Here is a 19,235-nt window from a genome sequence, read left to right on the forward strand (position 1 = left end):
TGTATATACAACTTAAAACGATAAAAGCAGGATGTCAAGAGAGACATCCTGCTCAGGTAGTCGATTCACTTTAAGACAGGTTGGAACGTCGTACTCCGCGTAGCGACGATGACACTAGCAAGACTTGCGACCGTTCCAAGGACAGCGACGATGATCGTCGAGGATCCGTTCGGAATCAAGAAGCCGACGGGAATCAGTCCGACGAAACTGAAGACGATCAAGGATTGATAGACGACATTGATGATCTTCAGGACAGGATGTTCGAAAAATGATAGGACGAGCGGTGGTACGAATAAGAAGACAATTAGTCCAATCGCGATGTAAACCGATAATGGCTCTTCAAACGAAATGGTGTTTCCAGTTGAGTGGCGTGCAGCGACAAGGATGGCGACGATCGCGACGCATAAGGTCACACAAACGAACGTTAACCGTTTTAACATATGAACCCCTCCTTTTTACTCTGATTCCATAATAAACCATTTTTCAAATGGGAGATAATCTTTTTCCGGACGTCCAGTAGTGACGAATCGCTTCGATGATGACGTCAGGGCGATCCCAGTGTAATAGATGTCCTGTCTCCGGAACGAAATGAACCGTCGCTTGTGTCATCTCATGTAATCGGTTCGTTGCCTGCTGACGGATCGATGCTTGATCTGTCGGTAACGTTGCGACGTACAACTGAATGTCCGCTGGTGGAACGTCCGGGAGGAAATCAAGAACATCCTCGTGGTGAAGCGCGCGTACGATCGCAGCAGCCGTCTCTCCTCGCGCATGCCAGTGGAATCGTCCTTCCTCCATCCGAAGGAGATCGGCACCAGCTAAATCGAGGGAGTGCGAGCGACGTGCATCCGGAGCATAGACAGCAACGTCTAAAAATTCGTCCCATGTTGAAACGGAATCCTCGAAATCTTGTTCATAAAAGACGACTTCTTCCTCTACGGAAAGACCGTAAAGCCGTTTACTATGATAGCCGCCGTCAATCAGAATCGTGCCGAGCACACGATCCGCATGTTCAATCAAATAATACAGTGACAGAACACTTCCCCATGAGTGCGACAAGGCATAGAACCGCTTGACATCAAGGATGTGTAAGACTTCGTCGATCCAGTCCGTAAAGGGTTTCATGCGATAGTGTAGAGGATCTAAGAAAGCTGATGTTTTGCCGTGACCGGGTAAATCAATCGCAATCAGACGGAATTCATCAGCGAGCGCTTCGGCGATTTCGATGAAGCTGAGACTCGTACTGCCGAGTCCATGAAAGCAGACAATCGTCGGAAGCTGTTCGGTTCCCCATTCCGTAATGTGGACAGATTGTTGCTGACAGGTGATAGTATAACGTTTCATTTGCCGTCTCCTTTTTTCTTTTACTGTACCATGAGGAGAATGTTGGGAATTGAAAAATAAGGAAACTTTCTTTAAGGAGTAGCGTAGAGTAAGATAACACGTCATTTACATAGAGGAGAATTCACATGGAAACCATCATCACGATGCTCTTAACAGCCGTTACCTTATATGGACTCGGTGTCCTTGTCACGAAAGTAAAACAACGCTTGCGTTAATCAAAAATATGTCCAAAGGAGTCCGTCATGTTTCCAATCGTAAAACAAGAATTCACGAGCAGCTTCAAAAGCATCAAAGCGATTCTATTGATTCTTTTTCTGACGATCACGTCCGTCTTCACAGCATCGTATTTGACGAGGCATCCGGAACTGCTTGCTGGCGTTAATCAACCGTCTGCCTATACTTCAAGCATTAAGTTCTTCATCCTGTTCTTCGGTTTTCTGTTCGTGGCTGCGTTATCACACGACATCATCAATCGTGAAATCGAGACACGGACGATTCGTTTACTGGTCACGAAGACGTCGCGTCTGCGAATCGTTTTGGAGAAGTTTCTCGGATCGCTATTGTTCTGGTGCGCGACGCTTACGATCAATTTTCTGATTGTCTCGCTCTATGCGCAGCAATGGTTCTGGATCGATTATCTGACGGTTCTGATCGTCATCCTATATATCACCAGTTTCAACATCTTTTTATCTACGATGATTGCGAAGCCTGGTTTGACTATGTTTCTCGGTATTTTTCTCGGGATCGTCGTCCCGATCATCGGTCTCTGGTCAGCGTTCTCGGATAAATGGTATCTGGTACCGTTTCAATACATCTTGCCGTACCACGCTGTCATCATGTCTGGAACGTTATTACTGTTACCTGTTTTATGGAGTGGGTTGTTTTTGACAGTCTCCTATCTCACGTTAAAGCGAAAGGATTTGTAATATGAGTGCGATTGAAGTAAATGGGTTGAAGAAATCGTTCGGTGCGAAGGAAGTCTTACGAGAGGTGAATTTGACGGTCGAACGAGGAGAAATCTTTGGTTTTTTAGGTCGTAATGGTGCTGGGAAATCGACGTTCATTCAGATTATGACCGGAATCACACAAGCGACAGGCGGAACTGTCGCACTTCTCGGTGAACCCGCTGATCGACTGGATGCCATCAAACAAAAGATCGGGGTCATGCCGGATACATCAAATCTGTATCATGATATGACGGCACGTGCGTTTCTTAACTACATGGCAGGATTATCAGGAGTTCGCATCACGAAGCAAGAAATTGGACGATTGCTTGAACAAGTCGGATTAAGCGGGACGGAGCGACAAAAGATTGGGTGCTTCTCGTTCGGGATGAAGAAAAAGATCAGCATCGCACAAGCGCTTACCGGAAATCCGGAATTACTTTTTTTAGATGAACCGACGTCCGGTCTTGATCCAGAATCGGCGATCGAGATCCAGCGATTGTTACTTGCATTAAAAGCGGACGGAAAAACGATTTTCTTAACCTCGCATAACTTGAATGAGATCGAAAAGATGTGTGACCGTGTCGCCATCATGACGGAGGGAAGAATCGTCCGCTGTGGAACCGTTGCGTCCTTACAAGAAGCAATGAGGCAGGAGATTCAAATCCGTATTCGGACTGTTCCGCGATTAGCTCCATCGCATCTGCCAGCATACGCTCGGCTTTTGTCGCAAGCTGATGATTGTACACGGCTTGATTTATCGACGGAAGAGGATATTCCAGAGTTACTCGTCATGCTTGCGGAACAAGACGTCAAAATCTACGAGGTGCAGATCGAACGTCAATCGTTAGAAGAGATTTTCTTAGCGGTCTGACCGACTAGCCTCTGATTCCGTCTCCGGAACATCTTCGAGTAAAAGACGACCCCCGTCATTCCACTGACCGTACATCTGATTCCGTTTCGTTTTTTCAATCAACGTCTGCAGACGTTTTTCATAGAGAACGGGATCCTTGCGTACACTTTGAATCGTATCGATCCGGATGCGTCGATAGAGCTCCGGGAAGTCATTAAACTGTTCATAGACGACCGGGTCTTCTTGTAGGCGCGCTTGGATCGTGTCATCAATGACGAACGCATCAGCACGCATGTCTGGTAGAACCTGTCGTCCGGACGGTTGCATCAAGCCGAGGCGCTCTAAGCGACGGACTCGTTCCTTGTTCAGTTCGGTCCAGTTGCTGTTTTTTCGACGCGGGGTGAATCGTTGCGCCAGTTCGCCGTCTTCGGTCTTCTTTGCAATTCCATCAATCCAGCCGAAGCAAAGTGCCTCTTCGACGGCATCGAGATAAAGTAAACCGTCCCCGATTTGTTTTCGACTGAGAATCACCCAACAGAAGGTCGCGCGATTCGCGTGTTTCGTCAGCCACTGTCGAAAGCCATCGCGATCGGTAAAGCGTAAGACATTCGTGATTTCCACGTTCGTTCCTCCATTTCAGATAGCAGTGCCCCCTCCACGTCACGCGAGGGGGCACTTTTCGTATTCATCGCAACGGGTCATGATGAAAGACACAATTCCGACCACTCTTCTTCGCTTGATAGAGGGCAGCGTCTGCCTGCTGGATCGTCTGCAGAAAATTATGGGTCTCAGACGGTTGATGAGTTTGGCGAGACACCCCAATCGATAACGTCACTTGCAACGGTTCCGTCGCTGATAACTCATACGTCCGTTTGGCACTGGCTTCACAGATTTGTTCCGCGAGTCGACGCGTCTCCGGCAACGAATGCTCCGGCAACAGCATCATGAACTCTTCACCGCCGAATCGTCCGAGCACACAAGTTGGGGGACAATACGATGCTAGCAAAGAGCTGATTTGCCGTAAAATATGATCGCCGCGGTCATGACCGTAAGTATCATTGACCTGTTTGAAATGATCGACATCGATGATCATGATTGAAAAGTCCGTCTGTTGTGATTTGTAACGTAGGACGGTCTCTTCTAAACGACGTCGATTATCAAGCCCTGTCAACGTATCCGTCAAGGCAAGACGCCGATGCATCCGGACTTGAGTGAAGTGCCAGCGGACTTGATGCAAGATGCTGTGCAAGAGGAGACCGGCGCAACCATTCCCGACGAGAAAGATCGTCATCGCTGTCACGTCATTCGGTTGAACATGTTGAACGTATGGTAAACAGAGAATGAGTGCAATGCCGAAAATGATTGGAAACGAGATGAATCGATCCGGTGCTTCATTTTGTAAGTACAAGACAACGATGCTGACAATCAGATACGTACCGATCAGCCAATAGGCATGAGCGGAATCAAAAACGAACGTTTGAAGGGAAGCGAAGACGAGGGTCGTGATGAAGCCGCTACTAATACCTCCATAAATGAAGGCGACGACAATCAAGGTAATCGATAAATCGAATTGAAATCCCTCATAGGTGATGGCATTATGGATGACCCAGTAGCCGGCACCTGTCGCAAGAATCAGTACTAACAGATTTTTCTTCAGCCAACTGTCGAGCGTGTTTCGAAACTGAAATCGTTTAAAAAAGAACAGGGAGATGAGCACGAAGAAAAAGGTCAGAGCGACGTTGAGGATAAGATGGTTCAGTGTATTCCACATGTTCGTGTTCCTCTCAAATGAGTTCTGAAAAATAACTACAAAAAAATGCTTCATTCAGTGAATATTTATTCTTTATAGCCAATCATACCCTAAAGATGTATGAGAATATCTTGATTTCCGTATCTTTTAAAAAAGATCAAATTTCTTTTTCAAAATCAATAATACTCTGAGATTTTCTCACGTGAAGACTCGACGAGATAATCAAGTGAGACGAAATTACGAATGAATGCATACGAGCCAATTTCCTCGATGGATACGCCTAATCTCTCTGCCTGGTGGCTGCGGTCATCTTCTTGCGATTGCAGCATCTCGAAGCCTGCTGCTTGCATCCGCTCTCCGTCGAATTCGAGCGTAACGACATCTCCATCCTGCCAATCATTTTTTAATTGATGAAAGTGCGTTTGATACGCTGCGCTTGGAGGATCGACTTCAAAGGCGATCCAGCCTGTTGGTGCATCGATTTGAAATGTCGGTGACAATCCACCGCGCGTCACGATTGATTTCATGTGATGCCGATGTGTCATATGGCGTAATAGCATGGTCAGACCACTCCTTTTTTTATCTATTATTACGCGACAGCGTCAGAATATCGAGAAAAATTTTCAAAAGAGATGGAAGACTCTTGGATTTTTCTGGTATACTACGTTTTCGGAAAGCGTTTGCACAAAAGGGGGAGAATACATGCAACCATATGCCGTCAAAGCAACAGGACTGACGAAACACTATCAAATCCTAGAACGGGAACCGGGACTACGTGGAGCGATCAAAGCGTTATTTCACCGGACGTACCGGACGAAAGAGGCGGTCAAAGCGATTGATTTGACGATCGCACCAGGAGAACGGGTCGGCTATATCGGTTTCAACGGTGCCGGGAAATCAACGACGATCAAGATGCTCGCTGGTGTCTTGCGTCCGGACGCGGGGAACGTCCGGGTGTTCGGACTTGATCCGCATGCCGACCGCGTCAAGAACGCATCGCAAATCGGAGCCGTCTTCGGTCAGCGGACGCAACTGTTCTGGGACATTCCGGTCCAAGAATCGTTTGAGCTGTTGAAGGAAATCTATCAAGTACCGACTTCCGAGTTTGCCGAGACACTCGCGTGGTTTCGGGAGAAGCTTGATCTGGCACCGCTTCTAGACGTACCGGTCCGACAACTGTCGCTCGGACAAAAGATGCGCTGTGAACTAGCCGCAGCCTTCCTGCATCGACCAAAAGTCGTCTATCTCGACGAACCAACGATCGGGCTTGATATCGAGATCAAGGAGACGATCCGTCACTTCATCCGTGAGATGAGTGATCGCTGGGGGACGACCGTCATCTTGACGACGCACGACATGCAGGATATCGAGGAAGTCTGTGACCGGGTGATCGTCCTCGACGACGGTAAAATCATCTATGACGATACGATCGATCAGTTAAAGGCATCCTTCAGTCACGAACGGACACTTCGAATCACGCTCGAAGAACCGGTGCCGTTCGCTTTACCGACAGTGTTGATCAATCGTGTGATCATGTTTGAGACGGATGAACTAACGTATGAGCTCGCCTTCGACGACCGAGAACTGTCAAGCGGTCAAGTCATCAAGGAAATCGTTTCGCTGTACGCCGTTCGGGACGTCTCCGTGTCCGTCCCGAAGATGGAGACGTTAATCCGCAAGCTCTACCAAGCGGGGATCAGTGCATGAGAATCCGTAAATATACCGCGTTGATGCGGTCCCAAATCAAAGTTGATCTCGCCTACACAGCCTGGTACTGGGCAAGCATGTTTAGCGTGACGATGCGTCTGTTCATCCTCTATTTCTTCTGGCAAGCCGTGTATGCCAATAAGACCGATGTTTCCGGTATCTCGCTGTCGACGATGCTGACGTATGCGGTGCTTGCGACGATGATCGATCAGTTCCGCGGGGGTGCCGGACGCGATCTCGCCCGGATGATCAAACAAGGGGCGATCGCAATCGAGTTACTCCGTCCGTATCACTTGCTCGATAAGTTACTCGCCCAAGACATCGGCTCAAAAGTCTCGGTCTTGTTCCGCTCGATCCTACCACTCGTCCTCGTCTCGATTTTGTTCATCGGCGTGGATCGACCACAGTCGTGGTTGGCTGGCATTGCCTTCGTCGGTAGCGTGATTTGTGCCGTGTTGCTCGCGACATTGATTGATCTGCTCGTCGGCATCTTTGCCTTCTATACCGTCAACATTTGGGGACTGTCCGTCTTACAGGACGCCGTCATCACGATCATGTCCGGTGCGATCGTCCCGTTGACGCTGTTTCCGGACTGGTTTCAGACGATTAGTCTATACTTACCGTTTGCTTCACTCGTCTATGTCCCGGTTGCGATCTATACGGGAGAGATCGGGGCAAGCGGTATCCTGCAAGCGTTACTGATTCAAATCGGTTGGTTGATTGGATTCTTTGTCATCTTGCGGATCACGTTCGCGCTCGCGATCCGGAAAGTGACGGTGTTCGGCGGATGAAACGATACATAAAACTCTACTGGTTGTATGCCAAAAGTCATTTTAAGGTCATGATGGAATACCGGATTGATTTCCTGATCGGTGTCTTGTCGGTCTTCGGTCAACAGTTCGCCTCACTCTTTTTCCTGTCGGTCGTCTTTCAGCATATCGAGACGTTAAACGGCTGGGACTTTTACGAGATCCTATTCATTTACGGGATCGCTTTTTTAGGACGAGCCTTACACCATATCTTCTTTGATAACTTGTGGACGATCGGCTGGCAGTACATCCGGACCGGGAATCTGGATCGGTTGTTGATGCGCCCGGTCAATCCACTGTTTCAAATCGTCGCTGAGCGCGTTCAGCAAGACGGGTTCGGTCAACTATTGATTGGCGGTGGCGTACTGTACATCGCCTCGGATCATCTCGATATGGTCTGGAGCTTCGGTGATGTCTTGATGTTGCTCGTGCTCGTCTTATCGAGCGGATTGCTCTATATCGCGATCAATCTGTTTTTTGCGACGTTCTCGTTTTGGATGGTCGACAGTCTACCGGTCGTTTCAGCGGTCTTCAGTCTGAGTGATTTCGCTCGTTACCCGATGACGATCTACTCGAAGGTCTTGATGTTCGTCTTGACTTACATCATCCCATTCGGCTTTACTGCCTTCTACCCGGCGATGTATTTCTTTGACGGAAGAGGCTATGGCGTAATGGCGATTGCGACACCACTCGTCGCGATCATCGCCTGTTTGATTGCTTATCGGTTCTGGTTGTTTGGACTGAAGGCATTCGCGAGTACGGGATCATGAAAGAAGGAGAACCTTGAAGTGTTGCGACGCTTCAAGGTTCTTTTTGTTTCTAATCAATTTAGATATGGATTTCTTTATGTAAAATATGAAACTTTTGTTATTAAATGACAGTATGAAATATTGAGACATGAATCTGAGGGAGGGGTTATATTGAAAAAAGGATGGCTCGTATTACTCTGTTTGATATTGCTTACCTTATCGGGGTGTACCGTTTGGGAAAGGGCAGAAAACTTCTTTTCACAAAACGACGAAACGATTAAAAATAAGACGATCAAGATTGGTCAAGATGATCAGGTCAAGATCGTTCCGCTCTATACGCAATACAATCAGTACTTAGAAGAAGCGATGCAGACAGGGAACTCAGACGACAACACGAACAGTTACCTAAAACATGTCTTAGGTTACATCGATGAAATTGGTGAGCAACAGAATCTTGATCTAACATATATGAAAAGTTACTTTATGCTACAAGCAACTGAGTATAAAGAACAATTACTAAGTCGGACGAAAGAGCTGATGAAACAAGATACAGAGATCAAAACAATCATTGAAAAAAGTTACACTGCTTCACATCGGGCATTACCAAAGCAAACGAATACGATATTCATCGTGCCTGTTAACACGGAATTCATGGACCGTATGGATGTCATGGGAGGGGTCGCAGGATTGGCAACTAGAGATTGCTTTATGCTATTCCTTACCGCCGACTACGATCAGAAAATGTTAGATTATGCGGTAGCCCATGAATATCATCATACTGCTTTGTATGATCGGATGAAGCTAGATACATCCTTAGAAGATGAAGCTAGTCCACTGATCCATTCACTCCTTCTTGAAGGAAAAGCGGATCAGTTCGCGAAACACGTCGTTAAAGGAGTGACACCAGCTTGGGTCGAGCCATTAGAAGAAGAGACGAAACAGCGTGTTTTACGTTTAATAAAAAATGGTGAGTTAACGCAAGATGATATCATGGACGGAAATAAGGATAAGGATGTACCTTTGTGGAGTATGTACCGATTAGGTAAAGATATCATGGACGCCTATCTTGAAAAACATCCCTCGGAATCGATAGTAGATTGGACGACTCAAGACGCGGAAACAATCTTGAAGGATTACAAATATAAAAACGATCTTCTTTGATTCAAGGTAATGTAAAAAAATGGTATTATGTATAGGGAAGCAACCTATCACTAACAGGAATATTATTTCTTTCAAAACTGTAATAAAGTATTCTTTTGAAGTGGATTCATCTTAAACGCAATACGTCCGGATTTCCTATGACTTAGGACATCCGGACGTATTTTTTAGAAGACATCATTTAAGCGAGTGAACGGATCGCGTTTGACATGGCAGGTGAGACAGGATGAATCTGTTCGATGTAATCGAGGATCACTAGTGCAGCCGTTTTATTATGCGAATAGCCTGGCATCATCTCTGAGAATCGGTTGACCATTTCTGGGAAACGTTGCTCAATCCGACGTTCCGGAGCAAACGGATCAACAGATGTCGCTTCCTCTTTTTCAAATGAGGACAGAACGTGTAACAATTGACCAACGGCAAATTGTTGAATCAAACGGAAGGCTGATAAGGTTTCGCCACGTGCTTCGCGACAGAGCCCGACATACAGGTTCGTCAGTGCTTCATGAATGGCGTAATCGACGGATGGATGTTCGCTCGAACTATTACGCGGTAGTGGGACTAAGCGTTCAAACGCGTCGAAGGAAGGGTCGCACCACACGATACGGCCAGCAGAAAATGCAATTTCAGAAAGCTCATCTAGTTCGAAGATCGCAAATTCGGCATAGATACCGTCGTCAAACATGACTTTATGTCCATCCTGCGTATTTTGAAATTGAAAGTGTAGCGAATGTGTGTTTTCTAACCAGTCGAGTTGCTCGATGAATCGAGTCTTTTTACCGGGTTTTGCGATGACGAAAAAGTCTAAGTCCGAATAGTCATCAAGTCGTCCAAGTTCTTGACCGACAGAACCGAGTCCGAGCAGGACAAGTGCATCATCCGTTTGTGCAATCGTTTGCCCGATTGCATCCAATCGGTCCAATAGTACGTCTCTATGTGTCATCTCTGTTGCTCCCTTGTTTTAGTGTCTCTATGTAAAAAACGCGGACGCCTCGATAGAAAAGAGTCCGCGGTTATCGGAAGTACGATCAAAAATGATCGCTTTGCATCTTATGGAGCAATTGGTCGAACGTCTCGTGGTCCTTTGATGTAAAGGCACGGAAATAACGATCATCAATCTCTTCGATCTCGGGAGCTGACGTTTGAATCAGCGCTGCACCATCTTCCGTCAAGAGAATCCGTTTTTCCCGGTTGATTCGTTTTCGGATGACGAGGTGTTCCGCGAGTAACTTCTTCACCGTTTGCGAAATGGCACCGCTTGAGAGTTCGAGCGTGCGTTCAAGTGATTTTTGTGTCGCACTCTCTTGATGATACAAGGTCATCAATAAATCGAATTGGGATTTTGAGAGTCCTTTTGGTTTCAATACATCGTTGACTTCTTTCGAATAACGAGAATGGATCCGCTGAATGGCGTTCCAATGTTGCATTGAAGATTCGAATGTGAAGGTCATGATTTTTCCTCCTCTTCTGTCATGCAGGGTTGAGCTTATCGAAGAAACGGATTAATTCTTCCTGTTGTCGAGCCGTCAAAGCGGCGAATTGTTCCTGTTGAAAACGTTCATAGGCAGGCAACACTTCTTGCAGAATGGCTGTTCCTTTTTCCGTCAAGAGCAAATAGTTCGTCTTCCATTTGCGCTTACGGGTGATAAGTTGCCGATCGAATAAGCGTTTGATTCCGTGTGAAATCGTGCCATCGGTCACTTGGATCCGTTCCGCGATTTCCTTCTGGCTCGTGCATGAGGTTGTCTGTAGGCAACGCAATACTTCAAGATTCGTATGGGAGAGATCCCATTGTTTCAAGAACGCATTGACGTGCTTGATTTGTTGGTTGTGATACGTCGAAATCGTCTGCCAGCATGTCATGGGGTATGTCTCTGTCATTATTGTCATGAGGAACCTCTTAAATGTAGAATGTACTGCTGATGAATTACTTTTACCATACCATATTAAAAATATGTAGTGCTACTAGTTTGAACGCAAACCCATCACTTCCCATCATTACCTAGGATCTGTACAAAAAAAGACCTGAACGTGTCAGGTCGGTTCAGGAAGGAATCCCATTCGAAAGCGTGAGATAGGAATCCGTTAACTGGAATCCATATTTCGTAAAACATTGATCTGAGACGCGTCCTTGTAAGGTGATTGTCGCATAATCGCCACGAATCGCGTAATGAGTGTACTTTTTTTCGATGTCATGAATCAACGACTCAAGTAACAGACCACGCTCGCCGAGTCCTTCTTCCCGAACGTTGATCTCAAGTAAACAGAATGTACCGTATTCGGTGAGGGATGTGCGCTTCGTTCGTTCATGAAGCACGGTTAAGAACGAACGTTTTGAAATTAGGGATCGACTATGGGGTGGTTCTAGAATCGTGACGTAATAACTGAGAGCTGGTGGACGTAAATTACGCGTGACTTCGACGACTTGCCGCTGATTGTTGTACGCGAGACCAACGAATTGTTCCTGCGGATGATGCGGCACGGTCAGTCCTTCTTGCTCACAAACGGTTTGCCACTCGGCTTCTGGAATCCAGACAGCCTCTTCGGTTTTCGCTAAAGCTTTAAAGAACTTCACGTTAAACGGATGACCTCCTATAGGGTATGTAAAATGACTATTCCTATCATGCCTGATGGCCAGACAAAAAACGAGTTACAATCTGACGACAAATGCTCTTCCTTTGCTATAAGTATACCGTGAAATTTCATTTTAAAACAGACTACACCTGAACGAATCGACTGTCTATACTGAATGTATCCAGTCAGGAGGCGAGCATATGAAACCAGTCGAAGGTCCGTTTTTCCATGGCACGAAAGCCACGTTGCAAATCGGTGACGAATTGAAACCAGGGCACGCGTCGAATTTTCGTGAACAACCGCTCCAGCACGTCTATTTCACGGCAACATTTGATGCAGCGAAGTGGGGCGCAGAGCTCGCACGATCTGACGCTCCGGAACGTATCTATCTCGTCGAACCACTCGGAGCGTATGAGGATGATCCGAACTTGACGAACAAACGGTTCCCAGGCAATCCGACTCGGTCGTATCGTTCGACGGAACCCGTGAAGATCATCGCTGAACTCGGAACGTGGGAACGGCATACAGACCAGGAGATTGAGAAGATGAAAGCATCCCTGCAGCGGTTACGCGCAGAAGGGAAGGATACAATCATCGACTAAACGAACGGGGGAGAAGACTTGCCTGTATATGATTTTAAATCGATCCAACCGACGAACAACGTCATTGATCAATTATTGGTTAATCATTTGCATGCCATCCGCCTGAATCAAGACGACGAGCGATGGATCACGATCATGGAAGATCCGTTCGTTCCACCTATTGAAACGATCGTTGGCGTCTATTGTATTTACCGAAAATCAATTCTTGATCTGTTAAAAGGTAGGATTGCCTCCATCGAATCGTATGACTTTCAGAAAGTATCTGCGAACGACAAACTTCTGACAGCAGAAGATGTCGAAGGAGTGCTTGATATGGCGACATTCGTCGTCATCGCATCAGAGGACAACACCTATATGTCTCACTACTTCATCGGTGGTGATGCAGAGAAACTCAATTCGATCTTAAACGTATGCTTCGGTCATCCGAATTTAATTGACGATCGATCAACGGAACGTTCCATCAAACGCTTCGAGCAGGATGTTTTGATCGTTGAAAAGATGGGATTCATGAAATTGCTTCGAAATGAATAGAGAAACGAATTGAATGTAAGATAAGCACTACCACGGATTCTTTTTAACAGAATGTACTGCAAGGTGAGGATGGAATGGTACAATATGTAAAAAGGGGGTCGTTTATATGTCTCGTTTCAAACAAGAAAAGAAACAACCACTCGATCATCTCCGCGATGGTGTCGATCAAGGTCTCGGTAGTGCCGTACCCCGTGGGCAAAACGACGGAATGCGTGGTCTAGAGATGCTCGCGGTGCTTGTCGTCCTCGGTGGAGGATATCTACTGTATCAATGGTTCATGTAATGTAAAACGCATCATCCTGTATAGGACGATGCGTTTCATTATGTATTCATGTATTATTGAAGTTCTTTCTTGATTTTTCGAAGTGAGATACGAGATAAGACCCATTCAACCAACTGCATCGCTAGGAACGCACAACAAAACTTAACAGGGATCTCCATCCATCCCATTAGATCATGTGGCAAACCATCATGAACCGTCGTGATAATCGATAAGAATAAGCTGATCAACAAATGTTCTAACGTGTGTTTTCTCATTTTCTTCTCAAAGGATGTCTCATCATAAATATCTTGATCGTATACTCCAGCGAACGCCATTCGAATGATGCCATACACAAGATATGCTCCTATTATGAAAAAGCTAAACCCCCACTCAGCCAGCGGACGATCTAACACCATCCCGCGTACGATGATATCGAGTATCGCTATGCAGAAGACGAAGATTCCTGCTTCGAAAAACACTTTTGTCCCCTGTTGTTGAACCCGTTCATCCGTTTCTTTTTTAATACCAAAGAATTCTAACCACTTACTCATGCTGTTCCTCCCAAAATAATGTATTTAAATCCGTTTCTAAGGCGTGTGCGATGTCTAAACAAAGTCGAAGACTCGGATTGAACTTATTCGCTTCAATCAAGGCAATCGTTTGTCGTGTGACATGTACTTTCTCTGCTAGTTGACCTTGTGTTAAGCCTTGCTGCATGCGAAGTTGTTTCATCGGACTCAACGATGTAGACATATCTATCCACTCCTTTACAAATATTCCCTTAGCTATTATGTCATATATAGATGACATATGCAATGTATATATTGCAAAAAAAACATCGCCCCTCATGAGGACGATGCTTCTTTTTGTTCGATTTCACTGACGATATCATCCAGTGTGACGTGAGCGAGCACCTTTTCAAGAGCAGATTGCGCAAGCTCAAAGATTGGTGTGACCGTCGATTGGATGTTTCGTCCAACCGGGCAATCTGGGTTCGGTGCGGCATGGACGCCGAACAGTTCCTTGTCCGGTACGACAGCGACGGCTTGATAAACGTCAAGTAGCGTGATGCGAGATAACGGGCGTGCGAGTCGCGCACCGGCGACACCCGGGCGGACCTCAATCAGATCGGCTTTTTTGAGCATGCTCATGATTTTACGGATGACGACCGGATTCGTATTGACGCTGCCAGCAATCAAGTCGGATGTCATCTTCTCGTCGGTTGCGATCAACGAGAGAATATGGATACCGACGGAAAAACGAGTACTGATGGCCAACGGATGACCCTCCTTTTTAAAAACATTGTTCTCTCATTATACGCTGTATCGTTCATTTGGCAAGAAACGGGGAATAGGAACAACACAGTTGACAAACAAAGTATTTGTAACTATATTGGTTACATGTAATCAAATGAGTTACATATCAAAAGGAGGAATCATCATGAACATCGGAATCATCGGCGCAACAGGAAAAGCAGGGCAGTTGATTGTACAAGAAGCAATCAAACGTGGACATGACGTCACGGCAATCGTCCGTAACGCCGCAAAAGTGACGGCAAACGTCACGATTCTCGAGCGCGATGTGCTCGCACTGACGAAAGACGACTTAAACGGATTTGACGCCATCGTCAATGCGTTTAACGCAGCACCGGGTGAGGAAACGAAACATATCGAAGTCGGGCGTCATTTAATCAACGTGTTAGCAGGAAGTAAGATTCGACTATTCGTCGTCGGTGGTGCAGGAAGCCTATTCGTCGATGCCGAGCATACAGTACGCGTCATGGAAACACCGGATTTCCCGGAAGCGTATTATCCGACAGCCTCGAACATGGGAAAAAACTTGATCGAACTGCAAGGGCAACACGACGTGACGTGGACGTATCTCAGCCCCGCTGGATTCTTTGATCCGAGCGGTCAACGCACAGGAACGTATACAGTCGGCGGCGAGCAGATGATTCTAAACGCAAAAGGGGAAAGCTACATCAGTTACGCGGATTACGCCATCGCTGTAGTCGATGAGCTAGAAAACGCGCAACATCTCAACGAGCGATTCTCGGTCGTTGGCGAACAAGGGTGATGGTGTCAGACCGACTCACGTAGTCGGTCTTTTTTAATGGGCGGAGCGAGAGATACAGCGGAGGACGGATGGCATAATAGCATAGTTTGTTTAATATGAAGATAGAAACGACTAAAGGAGTATAAATCATGATGCGACGAGTTTTTAGTATCATCAGTCTGTTAGCTGTCTTGATCGTCTGTACGACGTCGACGCAACCGTCCCGGTTCGAACGTTCGAAACCGGTCGCGACGATCGAGGATCATTACGAGGGACAAATCAATTGGCCGAGTGAAAGTGATCCGTTGCTGGAGCTTAACGCCAAACCGTGATCTACATATTGCCGACCAAAGCCCGTCTCCTTGAAGAAGACGGGCTTTTTGGTGACGTTAGATGACAGTCATTGCGTTCAAGAAGACGAAGAAGAACATGATGCCGCTCGTCAAAATCAAAAAGGGGAGGACGATCAATAATTCAAGATGCGGACGAACGCCATGGTAGAACAGAAAGAACAGTGACAAACAGGCGGTCGTGATCGTCAGCGCAAGTGAGGCAATCAATTCATGAAGGGGTTCAACGAACGGAATGAGGGACGATCCAGTGATCGTGTCGAAGGCGAAACCGAAGGACAAAAAAATGAGTAAGTACAAAAGTGATTTTTGACGAAACATGTGGCATGTCTCCTTTACAGAATGTACGAGCGAGAAAGCCCACTCCTTTAGGGGTGGGATGATAGCGAGTTCGGGGACGGGGTGTCTTCAGACACCGCATGTCCCCGACTGTTCTTCCTGATGAAATGCATTTATAGTAAATCTATAATGGAGTTGATTATTAGGATGAAGGAGGTGTCAAAGATGAGTCAAGTCGTCACGGTAGAAGTTCGAATCTATGCCACGCGTCGTCAGGATGCCATCCTAAAAAGGATGGGCAAGACCTATATCCAGACCGCCAACCGAGTCGTGGCGAACATGGTCGCCTCCGAGGACGGGAAGAGGTGGTCGAGCAAGGACATCGACACTCCCCTTCCGAGCGCCGTGAAGAACCAACTCGCAGGAGATGCCGTCGGCATCTACAAGAAGGCGAGGAAAGAGGATTTCAAACGCATCCCTGTCCTCAAAAAGCCGGTCTGCGTCTGGAACAATCAGAACTATTCCTTCGACTTCGAGAGCATCTCCTTCCCCGTTTGGATGGACGGGAAGTCCGTGAAGATGCGATTCCGTGCTGCCATGGTTGACAAGGACAATCGGAATACCGGACTCCTTGCCAACAAACTCGGGACGCTCAGGGTCACGAAGAAGGGAAGGAAGTGGATCGCTCAGATTTCCGTCCATGTCCCGACCGTCCCTCGGACGGGGGTGCGGGTGATGGGGGTTGACCTCGGACTGAAAGTGCCGGCGGTCGCCGTCACCGATGACGACACGACCCGTTTCTTCGGGAACGGTCGTAAGAACAAGTATATGAAACGCAAGTTCCGTGCGGAACGGAAGGCACTCGGCAAAAAGAAGAAGCCGAAGGCTATCAAACGACGCAATCAGAAGGAACAGCGGTGGATGCGGGACAAGGACCACAAGGTCAGCCGAGCCATCGTCGATTTTGCAAGACAGAAGAAAATCTCTGTCATTCGCCTCGAACTCTTGGCGAACATCCGACAGACGGCAAGAACAAGCCGTAAAAACAACCAGAACCTCCACTCATGGTCGTTCTATCGTCTCGCGTCCTTCATCGAATACAAAGCCGCCTTGTCGGGCATCAAGGTTGAGTATGCGAACCCCGCCTACACGAGTCAGACCTGCCCATCCTGTTCCGTCAGGAACAAGGTGAGGGATAGGGTATACACGTGTGCCTGTGGGTTTAAAGGACATCGGGACGCCGTCGGTGCGATGAACATTCGATACGCACCTGTGATGGATGGTAACAGTCCATCAGCCTGAGAACCTATACGGTCTGTCTCAGGAGGGGTGATGGCACACCCCTACCTCAAGGCTCGGACGAAGCAGAAATGGATTGAGTCCGCCAAGCACTTGAGAATCCCACCCTCACCAACGGTTTGGGCTTGCGGCTTTAGCCGTGGGAGTGTCAATGAACGATACATTCAGTATAATGCCTAGCTTGTCATTCTTACCTAACAAAAATGTAAGAATGTGGCTGATTTCAAACAACTGAATCTTTTTTGTATAGTAATGTCAAACGTGTCATTAAAAAATAGAGGAAGGCGGCGCTACTCGCGATCGCCTGAAAATAGAGCGGTTGAAACAGACCATTGAAGACGATTAATAAGATGCCACCCATAAGGAAGGCGATGCCTTGATTCAGGAAGAGATGTGATGTAAAGGAAAGTGGACGCGTTCGGAAGCCGAAGTAACGAATCGCGTCAGTCAGGATGCCGCCGACCGTGATGACAATCATAAACGACAGCAATGTCTCGAAAACACCTGAATAATACCCAGCGTCCGTCTCTGGCATAAGGCGTGGTGACGACGGGAGATGTTGATACAGCATCAAAAATATCCAATTAGTCATCAGTAGTCGAAATGACAGACGGATCATGGTGTTCCTTCTTCCCGGTTTTCATGACGATGAATAGACGGGTGACCATTACGTATAAGAAGGCAGCGACTACGTTTCCGGCGAAACATACTGCAGGAACCGAAGTCAACAAAATGAACGCGCCAGCAAACACGAAGACCGTGCCTTGATGAACGAGGAGATGTGTCGTCCACGGTAGCGAGCGCTTCGTAAAACGAACAGCTAACAGCATGTCAGCCAGCGCGATGCTGCTGAAGAACAGTAGCATGACAGCATCCAACTGTTCATTGACCAACTGCTCCGTGTATGACAAAAACGGAACCATCATCGTCATCGAACCAAACAAGTGGAGAAATAAAAAGAAGCTGAGGACGGTCCGACCAAGCCACCCGAATAGATAGGGGAGGAATGCCGGATACTTCCGCGCTGATTCGGAGACAAGAAGATACACCAATGCTACTCCAGAACAGAACAAGACAAAATAGAACGAAAATGGATTGGGTTGCACAAGTAGATAGAGGACGATACTTGCGAACAACGCGACGACTTGATTGAGGATGATCCGTTGTGCGAATGAGATAGTCGAACGGAATAACAGGCGCGGCAGCCCTTCTGTCAAGAGTGCGCCGATTAGGATGACTGGACCGGCAAACAGTAGACCAATCAGGAAGAAGTCGGTGAAGGACGTGCCGTAGATTGCTGGATCCCCCATCTCATGCCCAGCAATCAGTGCGTACAAGAAAGCGAACAATATCGCGGAAATGAAACTGTTCTTTACGATTGATGCCATAGAAATAAGTCCTTTCCGTTTGTTGCTCAAAATAGTTTGTACCAATACAGCGTCAGATCGATGTGTGGATTGGCGGATTGTTTTAGGCTATCGACACCACCGAGCACGAAGCCTTCTCGCGCGTAAAACCGGCAAGCCATCAGATTATCGTCCTGTGCTTCAAGGGACAGACCGATCAACTCACGTTGCTGTGCCCAATTCGTCGCAGCGGCGAGCAGTTGGTGTCCGACGCCTAGTTTACGAAACGATTGTTTGACGGCGATGTTCTCGATGTAGGCGAAACGGTTCCAGTCACGTACGAGACGAATCTGACCGATACAAGAAGTGCCGGAGAAGGCGAGTAGGACGATACGATCTTGATGATCAATATAAGTAGACCAATCGAGACGGTCGTCCGGGAAATGGGTCTCGGTAGTTGTTTCATAAAGTTCTTCCGTGTAGGACCAGGTGGTACCAGAAAACTGCGGAACGATGCGTCCGATGATTGGAAACGGATCGTTGGCATCATTGACGAGTGGAATACTCTCGATCGAGAGAGGGCGAATTTTCAATTGTTCAGTCTCTTTCATCGTCATCCTCCT

General features: G+C 47.1%; 28 protein-coding genes. 12 read left to right on the plus strand and 16 right to left on the minus strand.

Annotated elements, in window-relative coordinates:
- Window positions 1-65: 65 nt before the first annotated feature.
- Both ASF99_RS06215 and ASF99_RS06220 read right to left on the minus strand, forming a co-directional pair.
- A complete protein-coding gene (locus ASF99_RS06215; RefSeq protein ID WP_055967799.1) occupies window positions 66-440 on the minus strand; it encodes a hypothetical protein in 375 nt (124 codons plus the stop codon).
- A 43-nt stretch (window positions 441-483) separates the two neighbouring features.
- Window positions 484-1,344: an alpha/beta fold hydrolase gene (locus ASF99_RS06220; RefSeq protein WP_055967802.1), complete on the minus strand. Its 861-nt coding sequence runs from the start codon at window positions 1,342-1,344 to the stop codon at window positions 484-486.
- 242 nt (window positions 1,345-1,586) lie between these two features.
- Between ASF99_RS06220 and ASF99_RS06225 the strand changes: the two genes are divergently transcribed.
- Window positions 1,587-2,270 (plus strand): ABC transporter permease, encoded by a 684-nt coding sequence (locus ASF99_RS06225; protein ID WP_055967806.1) that lies wholly within the window; start codon window positions 1,587-1,589, stop codon window positions 2,268-2,270.
- Window position 2,271: 1 nt separating this feature from the next.
- Window positions 2,272-3,162, plus strand: coding sequence for an ABC transporter ATP-binding protein (locus ASF99_RS06230; RefSeq protein ID WP_055967809.1), 891 nt, complete (start codon window positions 2,272-2,274; stop codon window positions 3,160-3,162).
- Here ASF99_RS06230 and ASF99_RS06235 read toward each other — a convergent pair.
- The 3 genes from ASF99_RS06235 to ASF99_RS06245 all read right to left on the minus strand — a co-directional run bounded on the left by ASF99_RS06235 (window position 3,151) and on the right by ASF99_RS06245 (window position 5,451).
- Entirely contained in the window at window positions 3,151-3,762 is a 612-nt protein-coding gene (locus tag ASF99_RS06235; RefSeq protein WP_055967813.1) for a YdeI/OmpD-associated family protein, read from the minus strand. The two genes, ASF99_RS06230 and ASF99_RS06235, sit on opposite strands and share 12 nt — an antisense overlap.
- Before the next feature lie 64 nt (window positions 3,763-3,826).
- Window positions 3,827-4,912: a GGDEF domain-containing protein gene (locus ASF99_RS06240; RefSeq protein ID WP_023468154.1), complete on the minus strand. Its 1,086-nt coding sequence runs from the start codon at window positions 4,910-4,912 to the stop codon at window positions 3,827-3,829.
- 155 nt (window positions 4,913-5,067) lie between these two features.
- Entirely contained in the window at window positions 5,068-5,451 is a 384-nt protein-coding gene (locus tag ASF99_RS06245) for a hypothetical protein (protein WP_023468155.1), read from the minus strand.
- A 142-nt stretch (window positions 5,452-5,593) separates the two neighbouring features.
- Between ASF99_RS06245 and ASF99_RS06250 the strand changes: the two genes are divergently transcribed.
- The 4 genes from ASF99_RS06250 (at window position 5,594) to ASF99_RS06265 (ending at window position 9,317) form a co-directional block, all read left to right on the plus strand.
- On the plus strand, window positions 5,594-6,598 hold the full coding sequence (locus ASF99_RS06250) for an ABC transporter ATP-binding protein (RefSeq protein ID WP_055967816.1): 1,005 nt from the start codon (window positions 5,594-5,596) through the stop codon (window positions 6,596-6,598).
- Window positions 6,595-7,389 (plus strand): ABC transporter permease, encoded by a 795-nt coding sequence (locus tag ASF99_RS06255; protein WP_193748180.1) that lies wholly within the window; start codon window positions 6,595-6,597, stop codon window positions 7,387-7,389. The genes ASF99_RS06250 and ASF99_RS06255 overlap by 4 nt, the downstream gene beginning before the upstream one ends.
- Window positions 7,386-8,177, plus strand: coding sequence for an ABC transporter permease (locus ASF99_RS06260; RefSeq protein ID WP_055967820.1), 792 nt, complete (start codon window positions 7,386-7,388; stop codon window positions 8,175-8,177). Before ASF99_RS06255 ends, ASF99_RS06260 begins: the two co-directional genes overlap by 4 nt.
- A gap of 150 nt (window positions 8,178-8,327) precedes the next feature.
- On the plus strand, window positions 8,328-9,317 hold the full coding sequence (locus tag ASF99_RS06265; protein WP_055967823.1) for a DUF2268 domain-containing protein: 990 nt from the start codon (window positions 8,328-8,330) through the stop codon (window positions 9,315-9,317).
- Window positions 9,318-9,495: 178 nt separating this feature from the next.
- Here the strand turns inward: ASF99_RS06265 and ASF99_RS06270 are convergent, their stop codons facing one another.
- The 4 genes from ASF99_RS06270 to ASF99_RS06285 form a co-directional block, all read right to left on the minus strand.
- Window positions 9,496-10,257, minus strand: coding sequence for a hypothetical protein (locus tag ASF99_RS06270; protein ID WP_055967826.1), 762 nt, complete (start codon window positions 10,255-10,257; stop codon window positions 9,496-9,498).
- 85 nt (window positions 10,258-10,342) lie between these two features.
- Complete coding sequence (locus ASF99_RS06275; protein ID WP_023468160.1) at window positions 10,343-10,765, minus strand: MarR family winged helix-turn-helix transcriptional regulator; 423 nt, start codon at window positions 10,763-10,765, stop codon at window positions 10,343-10,345.
- Between the two features lie 19 nt (window positions 10,766-10,784).
- Window positions 10,785-11,204 carry a MarR family winged helix-turn-helix transcriptional regulator gene (locus tag ASF99_RS06280; protein ID WP_023468161.1) on the minus strand — a complete coding sequence of 140 codons (420 nt, stop codon included), beginning with the start codon at window positions 11,202-11,204 and terminating at the stop codon, window positions 10,785-10,787.
- 154 nt (window positions 11,205-11,358) lie between these two features.
- A complete protein-coding gene (locus ASF99_RS06285; protein WP_023468162.1) occupies window positions 11,359-11,889 on the minus strand; it encodes a hypothetical protein in 531 nt (176 codons plus the stop codon).
- 199 nt (window positions 11,890-12,088) lie between these two features.
- Between ASF99_RS06285 and arr the strand changes: the two genes are divergently transcribed.
- The 3 genes from arr to ASF99_RS17220 all read left to right on the plus strand — a co-directional run bounded on the left by arr (window position 12,089) and on the right by ASF99_RS17220 (window position 13,304).
- Window positions 12,089-12,490: an NAD(+)--rifampin ADP-ribosyltransferase gene (arr, locus tag ASF99_RS06290; RefSeq protein WP_055967829.1), complete on the plus strand. Its 402-nt coding sequence runs from the start codon at window positions 12,089-12,091 to the stop codon at window positions 12,488-12,490.
- Between the two features lie 18 nt (window positions 12,491-12,508).
- Window positions 12,509-13,021 carry a hypothetical protein gene (locus ASF99_RS06295; protein ID WP_055967831.1) on the plus strand — a complete coding sequence of 171 codons (513 nt, stop codon included), beginning with the start codon at window positions 12,509-12,511 and terminating at the stop codon, window positions 13,019-13,021.
- Between the two features lie 106 nt (window positions 13,022-13,127).
- Entirely contained in the window at window positions 13,128-13,304 is a 177-nt protein-coding gene (locus tag ASF99_RS17220; protein WP_156357191.1) for a hypothetical protein, read from the plus strand.
- Window positions 13,305-13,357: 53 nt separating this feature from the next.
- On the opposite strand, the gene ASF99_RS06300 is transcribed toward ASF99_RS17220, so the two are convergent.
- From ASF99_RS06300 to ASF99_RS06310, 3 genes are all read right to left on the minus strand, one after another.
- A complete protein-coding gene (locus ASF99_RS06300) occupies window positions 13,358-13,834 on the minus strand; it encodes a DUF6773 family protein (protein ID WP_035397596.1) in 477 nt (158 codons plus the stop codon).
- A complete protein-coding gene (locus ASF99_RS06305) occupies window positions 13,827-14,036 on the minus strand; it encodes a helix-turn-helix transcriptional regulator (protein ID WP_023468167.1) in 210 nt (69 codons plus the stop codon). The genes ASF99_RS06300 and ASF99_RS06305 overlap by 8 nt, the downstream gene beginning before the upstream one ends.
- 92 nt (window positions 14,037-14,128) lie before the next feature.
- A complete protein-coding gene (locus ASF99_RS06310) occupies window positions 14,129-14,560 on the minus strand; it encodes an Rrf2 family transcriptional regulator (RefSeq protein WP_035397593.1) in 432 nt (143 codons plus the stop codon).
- Window positions 14,561-14,723: 163 nt separating this feature from the next.
- Between ASF99_RS06310 and ASF99_RS06315 the strand changes: the two genes are divergently transcribed.
- Complete coding sequence (locus tag ASF99_RS06315; protein WP_055967833.1) at window positions 14,724-15,359, plus strand: NAD(P)-dependent oxidoreductase; 636 nt, start codon at window positions 14,724-14,726, stop codon at window positions 15,357-15,359.
- Window positions 15,360-15,487: 128 nt separating this feature from the next.
- The gene (locus ASF99_RS06320; protein WP_023468170.1) at window positions 15,488-15,670 is read left to right on the plus strand and encodes a hypothetical protein; all 183 of its coding nucleotides are present in this window, start codon (window positions 15,488-15,490) and stop codon (window positions 15,668-15,670) included.
- Between the two features lie 57 nt (window positions 15,671-15,727).
- Here ASF99_RS06320 and ASF99_RS06325 read toward each other — a convergent pair whose 3' ends face one another.
- Window positions 15,728-16,009 carry a hypothetical protein gene (locus tag ASF99_RS06325; protein ID WP_055967835.1) on the minus strand — a complete coding sequence of 94 codons (282 nt, stop codon included), beginning with the start codon at window positions 16,007-16,009 and terminating at the stop codon, window positions 15,728-15,730.
- Window positions 16,010-16,192: 183 nt separating this feature from the next.
- On the opposite strand from ASF99_RS06325, the gene ASF99_RS06330 reads away from it, so the two are divergent.
- Window positions 16,193-17,269 (plus strand): RNA-guided endonuclease InsQ/TnpB family protein, encoded by a 1,077-nt coding sequence (locus ASF99_RS06330; RefSeq protein ID WP_055967836.1) that lies wholly within the window; start codon window positions 16,193-16,195, stop codon window positions 17,267-17,269.
- Between the two features lie 220 nt (window positions 17,270-17,489).
- Here ASF99_RS06330 and ASF99_RS06335 read toward each other — a convergent pair whose 3' ends face one another.
- Genes ASF99_RS06335 through ASF99_RS06345 form a run of 3 tightly spaced genes read right to left on the minus strand, consistent with a single transcriptional unit; the run spans window position 17,490 to window position 19,223 of the window.
- Window positions 17,490-17,837 carry a hypothetical protein gene (locus ASF99_RS06335; protein WP_235515877.1) on the minus strand — a complete coding sequence of 116 codons (348 nt, stop codon included), beginning with the start codon at window positions 17,835-17,837 and terminating at the stop codon, window positions 17,490-17,492.
- Window positions 17,838-17,850: 13 nt separating this feature from the next.
- Window positions 17,851-18,654: a hypothetical protein gene (locus ASF99_RS06340; RefSeq protein WP_055967841.1), complete on the minus strand. Its 804-nt coding sequence runs from the start codon at window positions 18,652-18,654 to the stop codon at window positions 17,851-17,853.
- Between the two features lie 26 nt (window positions 18,655-18,680).
- Window positions 18,681-19,223 (minus strand): GNAT family N-acetyltransferase, encoded by a 543-nt coding sequence (locus ASF99_RS06345; protein WP_055967844.1) that lies wholly within the window; start codon window positions 19,221-19,223, stop codon window positions 18,681-18,683.
- Between the last annotated feature and the right edge of the window lie 12 nt (window positions 19,224-19,235).

The organism is Exiguobacterium sp. Leaf187 (assembly GCF_001423925.1).
GTDB lineage: Bacteria > Bacillota > Bacilli > Exiguobacteriales > Exiguobacteriaceae > Exiguobacterium_A > Exiguobacterium_A indicum.